This window comes from Stenotrophomonas sp. SAM-B (genome assembly GCF_013387485.1).
GTDB classification, from domain to species: domain Bacteria; phylum Pseudomonadota; class Gammaproteobacteria; order Xanthomonadales; family Xanthomonadaceae; genus Stenotrophomonas; species Stenotrophomonas maltophilia_AA.
In genome coordinates this window covers 284,981-299,564 of the sequence record NZ_JABBXB010000004.1, presented here as the reverse complement: position 1 = coordinate 299,564, position 14,584 = coordinate 284,981, and the positions used below count along the sequence as shown (strand labels likewise).

The window sequence follows — 14,584 nt, the reverse complement described above, 5'->3', positions numbered from 1 at the left end:
CGGTGAATCGAAAGGCCACGCCATGCGTGGATACGGTTCGCGAAAAAAGGAGGCCCGCCCAACGGGCCTCCATGCACCCTCAAACCGATTCTGCGCCCGGCTCGACCACCGGGGCATCCACGCCACGGCCACGCGCGCGACGAATGATCCGTGACACCGCCGTACTCATGTCGTCGAGCATCGCGTAGATGGTCGGCAGGAACAGCAGGCTGACCACGGTGGAGAACGCCAGGCCGCCGGCGATGGCGCGCGCCATCGGGTAATACGGCGGGCCGTCTCCGAGCAGCTGGGTGTCCGTCATGGAGATCGGAATCATCGCCAGGATCGCGGTGCCCATCGTCATCATGATCGGGCGCAGGCGTTCGCGTGAGCCTTCCACCAGCGCCTGGGTCCGGCCCATGCCGCGGCGGCGCAGGTTGTTGATGTGCTCGATCATCACGATGCCGTTGTTCACCACCACGCCCATCAACACCAGGATGCCGATGAAGGACATGATCCCGAACGAGGTGCCGGTGATCCAGAACAGCCAGAACACACCGAAGATCGAGAACAGCACGCCGCTCATGATCGCTGCCGGGAACAGCAGGGACTCGAACACCGCGGCCATCACCACGTAGATCATCACCAGCGCGATCACCAGATTGAACATCATCTGCGCCATCGCCTCGTTGTCGTCGCCGTAGTCGCCGCCGTCGAAGCTGAAGGTGTAGCCGGCCGGGAAGCTCATCGGTTTGAGCATCTCCTCCATCGCCTTGCGGCCTTCCGGCACGGTGACCTTCTCGGCCAGATTGGCCTTGATGGTCAGCGTGGTCTGCCGGTTGGTGCGGCCGATCTGCGTGGCCGAGGGCTTGATCGCCACATCGACCAGGCTCAGCAGCGGCACCGAGCGGCCGTCGCCGGTACGCACGGTGTAGCTGGCCAGATCTTCCGGGCTGCTCTGCTCGGCACCGGCGAAGCGGACCCATACCGGCACTTCGCTGTCGCCACGGCGGAACTCGCGCAGCGGCGCGCCGCGCAGGGCCAGGCCGACGAAGCTGGCGACCTGCTCGGCGTTGAAGCCGAACGCGGCGGCGCGCTCGCGGTCGACGTGGATGGACAGCTCGCTGCCCTTCTCGCCGTTGTCGATGCGCACGTCGCGCAGTTCCTTGCGCTGGGCCAGCAGCGGCACGACTTCCTCACCGATCTCCTGCAGCATCTTGGTCGAGTCGCCGACCAGTTGCACCTGGACCTGGTTGTTGCCGCTGCCGCCATTGCCCTCGCCCGAATTGCCGACCACGTAGTCGGCACGCGCCGAGCGCGGCAGGCCTTTGCGCAGTGCTTCCTGTACGGCCGGCATGTTCTTGGCATGCTCGGTGTCGAAGGTCACGATGGTGCTGCTGCCTTCCTGCTCGCTGTACCAGGAATACACCTGCGTGATGTGCAGCTGCGCGCGGTTGTCATCGAGGTAACGTTCGACGCGCGCTACTTCCTCGGACATCTGGCCGAAGGTATAGGCGCCCTTCCAGTTGTAGCCGATGAACACCTCGTGGCCACCCTCGCCCCCGAACATGTCGATCTTGGTCAGCTTCATCGGCACCAGGCTGACCAGCACCACCATCAGGATGCCGAACACGCTCCAGCCGCGGTGCTCCAGCGTCCACTGCAGCAGCGTCGCGTAGCGGCGCTGCAGGCGTGCGATCACGCCCGTCTCCGAATGCACCAGCTTGGGCGTCTGCATGCGCGCGGACAGCATCGGGATCAGGCTCACCGCCACCAGCCAGGAGGCGAGCAGCGAGACCGAGATCGTGATCGCGATCTGCGACATGAAGATGCTGATGTTGTTGGTCTCGCCGAACAGGTTCGGCACGAACACGATGCAGTGGCACAGCGTGCCGGCACTGAGCGCGATGGCCACGTTGCGGGTGCCGATGATCGAGGCCAGCCGTGGCTGGTCGGGCATCCGCTCGCGTTCCTGGTAGATGCTCTCCACCACCACCACGGCGTTGTCCACCAGCATGCCGACCGCCAGCAGCAGGCCCATCATGGTGAGGATGTTGAGGGTGACGCCGGCGAAATACATGAAGCCCAGCGTGATCACGAAACAGATCGGGATCGCCAGGGTCACCATCAGCGTGGACGGCCAGTGGCGCAGGAAGAAGAACAGCACCGTGATCGACAACAGCAGGCCCACCGCGCCGGCCTCGGCCAGCTCCAGCAGCGAGGACGTCACCATCTTGCCTTGGTTGTCGATCACCTTGATCTGCACATCGCGCATCGAGGGCTGCGTGCGGATCGCCTCGACCTCGGCCAGTGCCGCGCGCGAGACCTCGACCAGATTGGCGCTGCGCTCCTTGAAGATATCCAGGCCCACGGCCGGGTTGCCGTCCAGGCGGCGGCCGTAGTTCATCCGGGTGGGCTTGAGCCGGATCTCGGCGATGTCGCCCAGGCGCAGGCCCTTGTTGTCGATCACCAGATCACGCAGTTCCTGCAGGTCGGTGATCTCGCCGACCGGCTGGATGCGCACGCGCTGGCCGTTATCGTCGATCTGCCCGGCCGAGATCGAGAAGTTCAGCGTGCGCAGGCGGTCGCTGAGCTCGTTGATGCTCAGGTTGTGGGCAGTCAAGCGATCGGGGCTGATCGCGATCTCCACCTCGTTCGGCGGTGCACCGGAGATGTTGACCCGGGCCACGCCGGGGATGCGCTCGATCCGCCGCTTGAACTCGCGGTCGAGCATGTCGTAGGCACCGGTCAGGTCGGTGGCGCTGGCCAGGCGCACCTTCAGTACCGGGTCATCGCTGCTGGACCACTTGAACACGTTGTAGCGCTGCAGGTCGTCCGGCAGGTCGCTGCGGATCGCATCGATCCGCTCACGCGCATCCGAGGCCGCGATGGCGATATCGCGGTCCCAGTCGGTGAACTCGATGAAGATGCTGGCGCCTTCGGAGGTGGCCGAGGAGCGCATGCGCTTGATCCCGGTCATCGTCGCCAGCGCTTCCTCGGTCGGCCGGATGATGTTGCGCTCGACCTCCTCCGGGGTGGAGCCGGTATACGGCACCTGCACGAACAGGAACGGGGCGGAGATGTCCGGCAGCGCTTCCAGCGGCAGCCGGAACGAGGCGATCAGGCCCACCACCGCCAACGACACAAAACACATGATCGTGGTGATGGGCCGGCGGATGGAGAACTCGGCAATGCTCATGCCGGCTCCTGGGCTGCGTCATGGCCGGTGCCGGCCAGCGGTGTCTTGAGGTGACGACCGCGCTCGCGGTAGTAGGCATCGCCACGACGGTCGAGCAGGTCGTACACCACCGGAATCACCACCAGGGTCAGCAGGGTGGAGACCAGCAGGCCGCCGATCACGGTGATCGCCATCGGCGCGCGCACTTCCGCGCCCTCGCCCATCGCCACCGCCAGCGGCAGGAAGCCGAACAGCGTGCACAGCGTGGTCATGATGATCGGCCGCAGGCGTGAGCGTGCCCCTTCCACCAGTGCCTCGCGCTTGGGCACACCGGCCTCGCGCAGCTGGTTGACCTTGTCGATCAGGATGATCGCGTTCTTGGTCACCAGCCCCACCAGCAGGATCAGGCCGATGAACACCACGACCGAGATCGGCTTGCCGGTCAGCATCAGCGCCAGGATCGCACCGACCAGGGCCAGCGGGATGGTGAACAGGATGACGAACGGGTGCAGCAGGGATTCGAACTGCGAAGCCATCACCAGGTAGACCAGGAAAATCGCCAGCCCGAAGGCGAAGACCAGCGAGCGTGCCGAGTCGGCCAGCTCCTCGCCCTGCCCGCCGATGTGCATGCCGACCCCGGCCCCCAGCGGCTGCCTGGCGACCAGGTCCTGCACTTCGCGCACGGCGCCGCCCAGATCGATGTCGCGCAGGTTGGCCGAGACCACCGCCACGCGGGTCTGGTCGGCGCGGTGGATCTCGCTCGGGCCGTTGGTGGCGACCACCTCGGCCACCGCATCCAGCGTGACCGGCCGGGTGCTGCCCGGATTGACGATCAGGCGGCGGATGCTCTCCACGCTGGCCCGGTCGCCTTCCTGGGCACGCACCAGTACATCGATCTTGCGGTCGCGGAAGCTGTAGCGCGTGGCCACGTCGCCGCGCACTTTCTTGACCACCACATCGGCGATCTGCCGCGTGGTCAGGCCGAGCGCACCGGCGCGCTCCTGGTCGAAGCGGATCTGGATCTCCGGGAAGCCCTCTTCCACCGTGGATTTGACGTCAGCGTAGTGCGGGTTGTTGCGCAGCATCGCCGCCAGCGCCTTGCCGGCGGTTTCCAGCGTGGCCATGTCCTGGCCGCGCAGCTCCACTTCCAGCGGCGTGGAGAAGCTGAAGAGCGCCGGGCGGGCGAAGTCGACCTGCACGCCGGGGTGCTGCTGCATCGATTCGCGCAGCCGCTCGGTGATCGCCGCTTCGGTGCGCGCGTTGCCGCCCCCGGCCATCACCACGGTCAGCTTGCCGATGTTCTCGCCGCTCTCGGTCGGGCTGGCATCCAGCCGGGTGCCACTGCCACTGACGCCATACAGCGAGGCGATGCTGTCGTCCTTGGCATGGGCGAGCTGCATCTCGCGGACCAGCGCATCGGTCTGCTTCAGCGGCGTGCCGGCCGGCAGCTTGGCGGTCATTTCGAAGCGGTCCTGGGCCAGCTGCGGGATCAGATCCGCACCGAGCATCGGCACCAGCGCCATCGTGCCGACAAAGGCCAGCGCCGCCAGCCCCAGCACCTTGCCCGGATGATGCAGCGCGCCCGGCAGCAGCTTCAGGTACCCGCGCTCGGCACCGGCGTACGGCTTCATCGCCACATCGCTGGCCTTGCGCATCACCGGCCCGATCACGGCCACCAGGCCGCGCCAGACGCGGATCACCGACCAGGCAATCCCGAAGCAGATCCAGCGCACCAGCGTGCCCACGCCGCGACGGCTGCCGGCGACCGGCTTCAGCCAGCGGCTGTCCGGCTGCCACGGCTGATGCGCGGGCTCTTCCGGGAACGCCAGCGGCGGGCGGCCCTTCAGTGAGCTCAGCATCGGGATCAGGGTCATCGAGACCAGCAGCGAGATCGCGATCGCGATCGCCACGGTCAGCGCCTGGTCGCGGAACAGCTGGCCGGCGATGCCGTCCACGAACACCAGCGGCAGGAACACCGCGATGGTGGTCAGGGTCGAGGCGACCACGGCCATGCTCACTTCGCGGGTACCCACAATGGCGGCCTGCAGGATGCTCAGGCCGCGCTCGCGCGCCTTGGCGATGCTCTCCAGCACCACGATGGAGTCATCCACCACCAGGCCGGTGGCCAGCGCCAGCCCACCCAGCGACATCACGTTCAAACTCAGGCCGAGCTGGCCCATGAAGAAGAACGTGGTGATGATCGAGACCGGCAACGACAGGCTGATCACGAACGTGCTCCAGCCATCGCGCAGGAACAGGAAGATGATCAGGATGGCGAGGATGCCGCCGATCACCGCGTCTTTCTTGACGTCGCTGATGGCATGTTCGATGAAGCGCGACTGGTCTTCGATCGTGGTCAGTTCGGCATCGCCGGGGACCTGGCCCTTGATCTGCTCCAGGCGCGCACGCAGCGCCTCGGCGGTCGACACCGTGTTGGCGTCGCCCTCCTTGTAGATCGCCAGCTCGACCGCTTCCTTGCCCCCGAGGCGGATGATCGCTTCGCGTTCCTTGTACCCCTGGCGCACGGTGGCGATGTCCTTGAGCCGCACCGGCACGCCGTTGGCGATGTTGGTGGAGCTGCTGCTGGACGCACTCTGCGCGGCAGAGGCAGCGGCCACGGCGGCATCCGAGCCGGTCGAGGCCGCGATCGCGAACATCTGCTGCATCGCTGCATCGGCGGCGCTGCCGTTGCTGCTCTGGGTGGTCACCAACAGGTTGCGGATGTCCTCCAGATCGGCGAACTGGTTGACGGTACGCACCAGGTAACGCTGAGAGCCCTCCTCCAGGCGACCGCCGGAGATGTTGATGTTCTCTTCCTTGAGCCGCTTGATGACGTTGTCGATCGGCAGGTTGAGCTGGGCCAGCTTCTGCTGGTCGATGTCGACCTGGATCTCATCCTCCAGGCCACCACCGACCTTCACCGCGGCCACGCCGGCGACCGGCTCCAGCTTCTTCTTCAGGTCTTCATCGGCATAGCGGCGCAGCTCGGTGAGCTGGCGCACGGCTTCGGCGTCGCTGGAGGTGTCGGTCCTGGCCGAGATCACCAGGCGCATGATCGGCTCGGTGGACGGATTGAAACGCAGCAGCACCGGAGACTTCGCCTCCAGCGGCAGGTTCAGCGCTTCCATCTTGTCGCGCACCTCCAGGCTGGCCTGGTCCATGTTGGTGCCCCACGCGAACTCGAGCACCACATCGCTCTGCCCGGTACGCGAGATCGACTTGAGCTTGCGCAGGTTCTTGACCACGCCGACGGCCTCTTCGACCGGTTCGGTGATCAGCGTTTCGATTTCCGCCGGGGCCGCACCGGTGTACTCGGTGCGCACGGTCAGGGTCGGGTAGCTCAGGTCGGGCAGCAGGTTGACCTTGAGATTGCCCAGCGCGATGAAGCCAAACAGCATCAGCGTGACGGTGAACATCGCGATGGTGACGCGGCGGCGGGTGGCGAACTCCACCAGGCCGCCACCGTGGGCACCCGGGCGCTCGCCCTGGTGCGGATCGTTGCCGTGGTCGTTGCCGGCCGCTGTCATTGACGGCTCTCCGCCTTGGCCGGTGCCGGTTTCGCAGCGGCGGTGGCGGCCGGCTTGGCGCCGATCACCTGCACCGCGGTGCCATCGCGCAGCGCGACCTTGCCGGCGGTGACGACCTGGTCACCCGCGGCCAGACCCTCGCGGACTTCCACCCAGGGGCCTTCGGCATACCCGAGCTTGACCGGCACCCGCGCGACCTTGCCATCGCGGACGCGGAACACCGCCGGCTCACCGTCGTCGAGCAGCGCCAGGCGCGGCACCACCAGGGCGTCGGCACGCTGGTCGTAGTCGATCCGGATGCGGCCGAACATGCCCGGCTGCAGGCCCTCGGCGTCTTCGCCGAAGCCGCTGACCACGCGGAACGTGCCGCTGCCGGCATCGACCACCGGCGAAATGCGGTCCACCGTGCCCGGGAAGGTCTTGCCCGGCAGCGCATCGGCGATCAGCGTGACCGGCTGGCCCGGGCGCAGCGTGGCCAGTTCGCGCTCGGGGACGTTGAGCGTGGCTTCCAGGCGCGAGTTGTCGACGATGCGGAAGATCGGCGTGTTGATCTGCACGAAGTTGCCGGTCTTGATCGAGCGCGAGGCGATCACGCCCGAGATCGGCGCGATCACCGTGGTGTAGGACAGCTCCAGCGTGGCCAGCCGGTACTGCGCGCGGACGTTCTCCAGGTCGTACTTGATCTGGTCGACGTCGGCGGCGCTGACCATCTGTTGACCGACCAGTTTCTGGGCGCGCTGGTAGTTGTTCTCCAGCTTGCGCAGCTGTGCTTCGCTCTGGGCGACCGCCAGGCGTGCACGGTCCGGGTCCAGCCGCACCAGCGGTTGCCCGGCACGCACCTGCTGACCTTCTTCGACCAGCACCGCCAGCGCGACGCCGGAGGTCTTGGCGACCACCTGCGACTCGCCCCGCGGCTCCAGTGCGGCGGTGCCGGTGTAGCTGGCGGCGACGGCGCGACGGCTGGCCGCGACGGCTTCGACCGGCACTGCGTCGGCGGCCTTTTCGGCCTTGCCGTCTTTTTCAGCCGCTTGGGCTTCGGCGGGACCGGCACCGCCACAGCCGCTGAGCAGCAGCGTGGTGGTGATCAGCAGTGCAGCGGCACAGCGTCCGGTGCGGCCGGGCAGGAAAGATTGTCGCGACATCGTCGTGTCCCTAAGGATGCGTGGGCAGGTGTGGTAGCAAAGTAATGCACCACGTCACGACCACACCATATCCCAAAGGTCATGGTGACCTGCGGCGATGGCTTCCGGGACCCGGTTTCAGCTAGATGAAATGGCAGGCTATACTCGCCCCAGTTCCGTACCCCACGCCGGAACGACCAGACCCGTTTATCGGAAAAGGACATCATGCGCCCGCAGCCGCTCGCCGCTTGTCTCGTTCTGGCCGTCCTCCTGCCCCTCGGGGCCGCCGCACAGGCCGCAACACCCGCTCCTGCCGTACCTGCCACACCCGCTCCGGCCGCCACCGCGCCGGCGCCTGCCGCCGTCACCGGCCGGTTCGACAATGGCCGGGTGCTGGCCTACACGTGCCAGGGGTGCCATGGCATCACCGGGTACAAGAACGCCTACCCCAGCTACAAAGTGCCCAAGATCGGCGGGCAGACCCGTGAGTACCTCAGCCAGGCGCTGACCGAGTACCGCCACGGCAAGCGCAAGCATCCGACGATGCAGGCGCAGTCGATGAGTTTCAGCGAACAGGAGATCGCCGATCTCGCTGTTTACCTGTCCACCGTCAAATAAGCGCGCTCATGTCGAAAGCCACGCCACTCCAGCGTTACGCCATCGCCCTGTCCGTTGCCCTGCTGATGACTGCGTGTTCGCAGTCACAGGTGGAGAACAGCGCAGATTCCGCCGCCGATCCGGGCCACGCCAGTGGTGAACACGGGTCCGGCTCCTCCGCCGGCCTGCCGGCCGGTCGCATCGCCGCCGGTGAGGCGCGTGCCCAGGTCAAGGGCAAAGCCACCGGCCAGAGCTGCATCGACTGCCACGGGGCGGACGGCAACAAGCCGATCGACCCGACCTACCCGAAACTGGGTGGGCAGTACGGGGATTACCTGGCGCACAGCCTGCAGGCCTACCGCGCGGGGGATCGCCAGCACGCGCTGATGACCCCGCAGGCGACCGACCTGAGCGATCAGGACATCGCCGATCTAGCCGCGTATTTCGGATCACGGCCGACCCAGCTGCGGGATCTGCACGGGTTGAAGTGACGGCGCAAGCCGTCACGTGTAGAGCCGACCGTTGGTCGGCTGCTTTCCGTCCGGCGACATGAAGCCCTGAAAGGTAGTGCCGGCCGCTGGCCGGCTCCTCGGGATTGCCTGGAGCCGGCCAGCGGCCGGCACTGGTCGGCTGCCATCAGCCACGCATGGCGTGGCTCCCCTGCCCGGTTGCCGGATCAGGCGTCCAGCTCTTCCCAGCGCGCGTATGCGGCATCCAACTCGGCCTGCACCTTGGCCAGCTTGGCATTGTGCGCGGCCATGTCGGGCGCGCTGCGCTGATAGAACGCGGGGTCGTTCATCGCGGCGGTGAGACCTTCGACATCCTTCTCCAGCGTTTCGATCTTCAGCGGCAACTGCTCCAGCTCACGCGCGTCCTTGTAGCTCAGCTTGCGCTTCGGCTCGGCCGCCGCCGCCGCGGCAGCGGCCGCCGCAACGGGCTTGGCCGTCACCGCGGGTGCGGACGCCGCCGCGGCGGCCACGCGTGCGGCATGACGCTGCCAGTCGGTATAGCCGCCGACGTATTCGCCGACCACGCCGTCGCCTTCCATCACCATCGTGGACGTCACCACGTTGTCCAGGAAGTCACGGTCATGGCTGACCAGCAGCAACGTGCCGGTGTAATCGCTCAGCAGCTCTTCGAGCAGCTCGAGGGTTTCCACGTCCAGGTCGTTGGTCGGTTCATCCATCACCAGCAGGTTGGACGGCTGCGCGAACAGCTTGGCCAGCAGCAGGCGGTTGCGCTCGCCGCCGGACAAACGGGTGATCGGCGCGCGGGCGCGCTCCGGCGAGAACAGGAAGTCCTGCAGGTAGGCATGCACGTGCTTGCGCTTGCCGTTGAACTCGATGAAATCGCGGCCCTCGGCCACGTTTTCGATCGCGGTCCAGTCTTCGCGCAGCACCGCACGGTACTGATCGAAATACGCGATCTGCAGGTTGGTACCGGCACGCACCTCACCGCTCTGCGGCTGCAGGTCGCCGAGCAGCAGCTTGAGCAGCGTGGTCTTGCCGCTGCCGTTCGGTCCGATAAGGCCGATGCGGTCGCCGCGCAGAATGACGGTGCTGAAATCCTTGACCATCACGCGCTCGCCGAAGGCGAACGAGATGTCCTTGACGTCGATGACCTTCTTGCCGGAGTTCTCCGCCTGGGCGGCTTCCATGCGCACGTTGCCGCCGAGTTCGCGGCGCTGCGAGCGATCGTTGCGCATTGCCTTGAGGCGGCGCACACGGCCTTCGTCACGGGTACGGCGGGCCTTGATGCCCTGGCGGATCCAGATTTCTTCCTGGGCCAGCAGCTTGTCGAAGCGCGCGTTTTCCTGCGCCTGCGCGTTCATCCGCTCTTCGCGGCGACGCTCGTAGTTGGCCCAGTCGCCCGGCCAGCTGGTGACCTGGCCGCGGTCGATCTCGACGATGCGGGTGGCCAGTGCACGCAGGAAGCGACGGTCATGGGTGACGAACACCACGCTGCCGTTCCAGTTCTTGAGGAACATTTCGAGCCAGTCGATGGCTTCGATGTCCAGGTGGTTGGTCGGTTCGTCGAGCAGCAGCAGATCCGGCGAGGACACCAGCGCGCGGCCGAGCAGCACGCGGCGCTTCATGCCGCCGGACAGGCGCGCGAATTCGGCATCGCCGTCCAGGTCGAGCTTGGTCAGGGTTTCGCTGACGCGCTGGTCCAGGCCCCAGCCGTTGGCGGCGTCGATCTTGGCCTGCACGGCCGACAGCGCATCGCCGTCGAATTCTTCGGCCATGCTCAGGTGATGGAACTCGGCCAGCCACTGGCCCAGTTCGCCCAGGCCGTCGGCGACCACGTCGAAGACGCTGCCGGCGGCACCGTGCGGCACCTCCTGTTCCAGGCGGGTGATGCGCACCCCCTGCTGCACGCGGACTTCGCCGTCATCGGGCTTGTGATCGCCGGACAGCAGTTTGAGCAGGGTCGATTTGCCGGCGCCATTGCGCCCGATCAGGGCGATACGCTCGCCCGGCTCGATCGACAGTTCGGCTTTTTCCAGCAACAGGGGGCCGCCGACGCTGAAGTCGACGTTTTGCAGAGTAATCAGAGGCATCCGACCATTGTACGGTCTGGCGGCAACCGCGTCGCTTACTCCCGACCGAACGCGTCCGCAGGCAGCCCCAGCAGCGCCCGCAGCGGCGGGGGCACCCGCTTGCCCGGATGCCGCACCACCCAGAGCTGGCGTGACATCGGCGGCACCTGGGTGTCGACAACCGTCAGGCTGCCCAAAGCGATCAGATCGGCCACGGCATGTCGCGACAGGCAGGCCAGCCCGAGGCCAGCCGCGGCGGCCTGCTTGATCGCCTCGGTGCTGCCCAGCTGCATCGAACGGGCGAAGTGGTGCAGGTGCGGCAGCAGGGCCTGTTCGACCGCCTCGCGGGTGCCTGAGCCCGGCTCGCGCAACAACCAGCGCGCCTGCGCCAGCGCAGCGAGGTCCATGCGATCGGGCACCGACCCCGCAGCGGCCACGATGACCAGGTCGTCGCGCTGCCACGGCAGCACCTGCAGGCCACTCTCGTGGCACGGGCCTTCGATCAGGCCCAGATCCACCTCCAGGCGCTGTACCGCAGTGACCACGTCGGCGCTGTTGCCGATCCGCAGGTCGACCTGGGCCTGCGGGGTGTTGCTCATCAGTGCCGCGACGCGGGCCGGCAGCAGGTAATTGCCGATCGTGGTGCTGGCCCCGAGCCGCAGCAGCAGGGGCAGCGGGCCGGCGTTGGCCTGCCCCACTCCCCCCACCCGCTCCAGATCGGCGGCGGCCACCAACAGCGCACGGGCGGGATCGAGCAGCGCCCGCCCCTGTGCGTTCAACACCAGCCGACGCCCGATCCGGTCGAACAAGGGGCTGGCCAGCTGGTTCTCGAGTTCATTGAGTGCGGCGCTGGTGGCCGACTGCGACAACGCCAGCTGCGCCCCGGCGGCGGCCGTGGTGCCGGCGTCGGCGATGGAGACGAACACCTGCCATTGGCGGAGGGTGAGATGCATGTGACCTATTAACGCATCAAACGGGTTGAAACAACACGGATAATGCGTTTTACAGGTTGATCAGTGTCGCGCAGGCTGGGCTCGTGAACCCACCGGAGAACACTGTGAACACCGCTGCCGCCGCCCTGCCCTCGCCCTCCATCGCCCAGCGCTGGCGCGGCCGTCTGCCCGGCCTGCTGCTGACCGCGGCCGTCGCTGCCGCCGCCATGGGCCTGGCGACGTTGCCGTGGCTGCAGTCGCACGGGATCAGCGCCCTGACCCTGGCCATCGTGCTCGGCATCGCCGTGGGCAACACCTTCTACCCCCGCCTGGCCGCCCAGGCCGGTGCCGGGGTCGGATTCGCCAAGCACTGGCTGCTGCGCGCGGGCATCGTGCTGTACGGGCTGCGCCTGACCTTCCAGGACATCGGCCAGGTCGGCGCCAGCGGCGTGCTGATCGATGCGCTGGTACTGACCAGCACCTTCGCGCTGGCCTGGTGGGCCGGTACGCGGTGGTTCGGCATCGACAGGGAGAGCGCCCTGCTGATCGGCGCCGGCAGCGCGATCTGCGGTGCGGCGGCGGTGATGGCGGCCGAACCGGTGGTGCGCGGGCGCGCCGAGCAGGTGACCGTGGCCGTCTCGACGGTGGTGGTGTTCGGCACGCTCGCGATGTTCCTGTACCCGGCGCTGTACCAACTCAACCTGGCGCACGGGTGGATTCCGATGAGCGCGCAGGCGTACGGCGTATTCACCGGCTCGACCGTGCATGAGGTGGCCCAGGTGGTCGCTGCCGGGCGCGCGGTGAGTGCGCCGGCGGCCGACACCGCGGTGATCGCCAAGATGGTGCGGGTGATGATGCTGGCGCCGTTCCTGATCGGGCTGTCGATGCTGTTGGCACGGGGCCGCACGGGCGCCGCTGACGGCCAGCGCGCGAAGATCGTGGTGCCCTGGTTCGCGTTCGGCTTCGTGGCAGTGGCCGGGCTCAACTCGCTGCAGCTGCTGCCGGCGGCCGTCGTAGGCGCGGCGGTCGATCTGGACACCGTGCTGCTGGCGATGGCGATGGCCGCGCTCGGCCTGACCACGCATGCCTCGGCACTGCGCAGGGCCGGGATGAAGCCGCTGCTGCTGGCGCTGCTGCTGTTCGGCTGGCTGCTGGCGGGCGGGCTGGGGATCAATCTCGGCGTGCACGCGCTGCTCGGCTGAGGCACGCCGGGCGGACTTCTGCGACACTACCGCATGTCTGAATTCTCCTCCCTGCCGCTGAAACCAGCGCTGCTGCCCGGCATCGATGCCATGGGCTATACCTCGCTCACCCCCGTGCAGGCCCAGAGCCTGCCGGCCATCCTCGAGCGCCGCGATGTCATCGCACAGGCCCCCACCGGCAGCGGCAAGACCGCAGCCTTCGGCCTGGGCCTGCTGCAGGCGCTGGATCCGTCCGTGACCCGCGCGCAGGCGCTGGTGCTGTGCCCGACCCGCGAGCTCGCCGACCAGGTCGGCAAGCAGATCCGCAAGCTGGCCACCGGCATCCCGAACCTGAAACTGCTGGTGCTGACCGGCGGCATGCCGCTGGGCCCGCAGCTGGCCTCGCTGGAGGCGCACGATCCGCAGGTGGTCGTCGGCACCCCCGGGCGCATCCAGGAACTGGGCCGCAAGCGCGTCCTGCACCTGGGCGGCGTGACCACCCTGGTGCTGGATGAAGCCGACCGCATGCTCGACATGGGCTTCGAGGAGCCGATCCGCGAGATCGCCGGCCGCACCAGCAAGGACCGCCAGACGCTGCTGTTCTCGGCGACCTTCCCGGATGAGATCCGCGAGATCGCCCGGGTGCTGCTGCGTGACCCGGTGGAAGTCACCGTGGAAGGCGCCGACCATGCGCCGGCGATCCGCCATCTGTTCTGCGAGACCGAGCTGGCGCTGAAGCAGAAGGCGTTGGCCGGCCTGCTGCTCAAGTACACGCCGGAATCGGCCGTGGTGTTCTGCAACACCCGCCGCGACGTGGACGATGTGGCCATTTCGCTGCAGCAGTTCGGGTTCTCCGCGCTGCCGCTGCACGGCGAAATGGAACAGCGCGACCGCGACGAAGTGCTGGTGCGTTTCGCCAACCGCAGCTGCAACGTGCTGGTCGCCAGCGACGTCGCCGCGCGCGGGCTGGATGTGCAGGACCTGGCCGCGGTGATCAATTACGAGCTGCCGACCGACATCGAGACCTATGAGCATCGCGTCGGCCGTACCGGCCGCGCCGGTGCGACGGGCCTGGCGATCAGCCTGGTGACCCATCGCGAGCGCAGCCGTGCCGATGCGCTGGAAGCCGCCCAGGGCAAGCCGCTGGACTGGCAGAAGACGCCGCTGGCCACCGCCCGCCCGCCGGTGCTGCCGCAGGCCGCCATGACCACGCTGCGTATCGACGGTGGCAAGACCGACAAGCTGCGCCCCGGCGACATCCTCGGTGCGCTGACCGGCGACGCCGGGCTGGCGGCCAAGTACATCGGCAAGATCGATATCTACGCAACGCGCTCGTACGTCGCCATTGCACGCGAACAGGCCGGCCGGGCGATCGCCCAGCTGGAGGCTGGCAAGATCAAGGGCCGCCGGTTCCGCGTCCGCAAGATGGATGTCTGAGCGGTAGAGCCGACCGTGGGTCGGCTGATCGCTTCACGCGTGCGGGAGAGCCGACCGTTGGTCGGCTGCGCCTTCGTCGGGGCGTTTGAGGTG

Annotated in this window: 9 protein-coding genes; 4 read left to right on the top strand and 5 right to left on the bottom strand. The window is 67.6% G+C overall.

Going from position 1 to position 14,584, the window contains the following annotated elements; genetic code table 11:
• Positions 1 to 79 precede the first annotated feature (79 nt).
• From HH110_RS11475 to HH110_RS11465, 3 genes are read right to left on the bottom strand one after another with little or no spacing between them, the layout of a single operon-like run.
• Positions 80 to 3,178, bottom strand: a complete 3,099-nt coding sequence (locus tag HH110_RS11475) for an efflux RND transporter permease subunit (protein WP_176989785.1) — start codon at positions 3,176 to 3,178, stop codon at positions 80 to 82.
• Complete coding sequence (locus HH110_RS11470) at positions 3,175 to 6,684, bottom strand: efflux RND transporter permease subunit (protein WP_176989784.1); 3,510 nt, start codon at positions 6,682 to 6,684, stop codon at positions 3,175 to 3,177. The genes HH110_RS11475 and HH110_RS11470 overlap by 4 nt, the downstream gene beginning before the upstream one ends.
• Complete coding sequence (locus HH110_RS11465) at positions 6,681 to 7,826, bottom strand: efflux RND transporter periplasmic adaptor subunit (RefSeq protein WP_176989783.1); 1,146 nt, start codon at positions 7,824 to 7,826, stop codon at positions 6,681 to 6,683. The genes HH110_RS11470 and HH110_RS11465 overlap by 4 nt, the downstream gene beginning before the upstream one ends.
• 204 nt (positions 7,827 to 8,030) lie before the next feature.
• On the opposite strand from HH110_RS11465, the gene HH110_RS11460 reads away from it, so the two are divergent.
• Positions 8,031 to 8,423 carry a c-type cytochrome gene (locus HH110_RS11460; protein WP_019183109.1) on the top strand — a complete coding sequence of 131 codons (393 nt, stop codon included), beginning with the start codon at positions 8,031 to 8,033 and terminating at the stop codon, positions 8,421 to 8,423.
• 8 nt (positions 8,424 to 8,431) lie between these two features.
• Positions 8,432 to 8,893, top strand: coding sequence for a cytochrome c (locus HH110_RS11455; RefSeq protein ID WP_019183110.1), 462 nt, complete (start codon positions 8,432 to 8,434; stop codon positions 8,891 to 8,893).
• 185 nt (positions 8,894 to 9,078) lie between these two features.
• On the opposite strand, the gene HH110_RS11450 is transcribed toward HH110_RS11455, so the two are convergent.
• Together HH110_RS11450 and HH110_RS11445 are read right to left on the bottom strand one after the other, a co-directional pair.
• On the bottom strand, positions 9,079 to 10,962 hold the full coding sequence (locus HH110_RS11450; RefSeq protein ID WP_176989782.1) for an ATP-binding cassette domain-containing protein: 1,884 nt from the start codon (positions 10,960 to 10,962) through the stop codon (positions 9,079 to 9,081).
• A gap of 35 nt (positions 10,963 to 10,997) precedes the next feature.
• Positions 10,998 to 11,894 carry a LysR family transcriptional regulator gene (locus HH110_RS11445; RefSeq protein WP_176989781.1) on the bottom strand — a complete coding sequence of 299 codons (897 nt, stop codon included), beginning with the start codon at positions 11,892 to 11,894 and terminating at the stop codon, positions 10,998 to 11,000.
• 104 nt (positions 11,895 to 11,998) lie between these two features.
• Here HH110_RS11445 and HH110_RS11440 point away from each other — a divergent pair, with 104 nt between their 5' ends.
• Both HH110_RS11440 and dbpA read left to right on the top strand, forming a co-directional pair.
• Positions 11,999 to 13,075: a YeiH family putative sulfate export transporter gene (locus HH110_RS11440; protein ID WP_176989780.1), complete on the top strand. Its 1,077-nt coding sequence runs from the start codon at positions 11,999 to 12,001 to the stop codon at positions 13,073 to 13,075.
• A gap of 33 nt (positions 13,076 to 13,108) precedes the next feature.
• Complete coding sequence (dbpA, locus tag HH110_RS11435; protein ID WP_176989779.1) at positions 13,109 to 14,491, top strand: ATP-dependent RNA helicase DbpA; 1,383 nt, start codon at positions 13,109 to 13,111, stop codon at positions 14,489 to 14,491.
• Positions 14,492 to 14,584: the final 93 nt, after the last annotated feature.

Excerpts from the sequence above, each read along its gene's own strand:
- HH110_RS11455 (WP_019183110.1), top strand. The coding sequence starts at position 8,432 with ATGTCGAAAGCCACGCCACTCCAGCGTTACGCCATCGCCCTGTCCGTT.
- HH110_RS11460 (WP_019183109.1), top strand. The coding sequence starts at position 8,031 with ATGCGCCCGCAGCCGCTCGCCGCTTGTCTCGTTCTGGCCGTCCTCCTG.
- dbpA (WP_176989779.1), top strand. The coding sequence starts at position 13,109 with ATGTCTGAATTCTCCTCCCTGCCGCTGAAACCAGCGCTGCTGCCCGGC.
- HH110_RS11445 (WP_176989781.1), bottom strand. The coding sequence starts at position 11,894 with ATGCATCTCACCCTCCGCCAATGGCAGGTGTTCGTCTCCATCGCCGAC.
- HH110_RS11465 (WP_176989783.1), bottom strand. The coding sequence starts at position 7,826 with ATGTCGCGACAATCTTTCCTGCCCGGCCGCACCGGACGCTGTGCCGCT.
- HH110_RS11450 (WP_176989782.1), bottom strand. The coding sequence starts at position 10,962 with ATGCCTCTGATTACTCTGCAAAACGTCGACTTCAGCGTCGGCGGCCCC.
- HH110_RS11475 (WP_176989785.1), bottom strand. The coding sequence starts at position 3,178 with ATGAGCATTGCCGAGTTCTCCATCCGCCGGCCCATCACCACGATCATG.
- HH110_RS11470 (WP_176989784.1), bottom strand. The coding sequence starts at position 6,684 with ATGACAGCGGCCGGCAACGACCACGGCAACGATCCGCACCAGGGCGAG.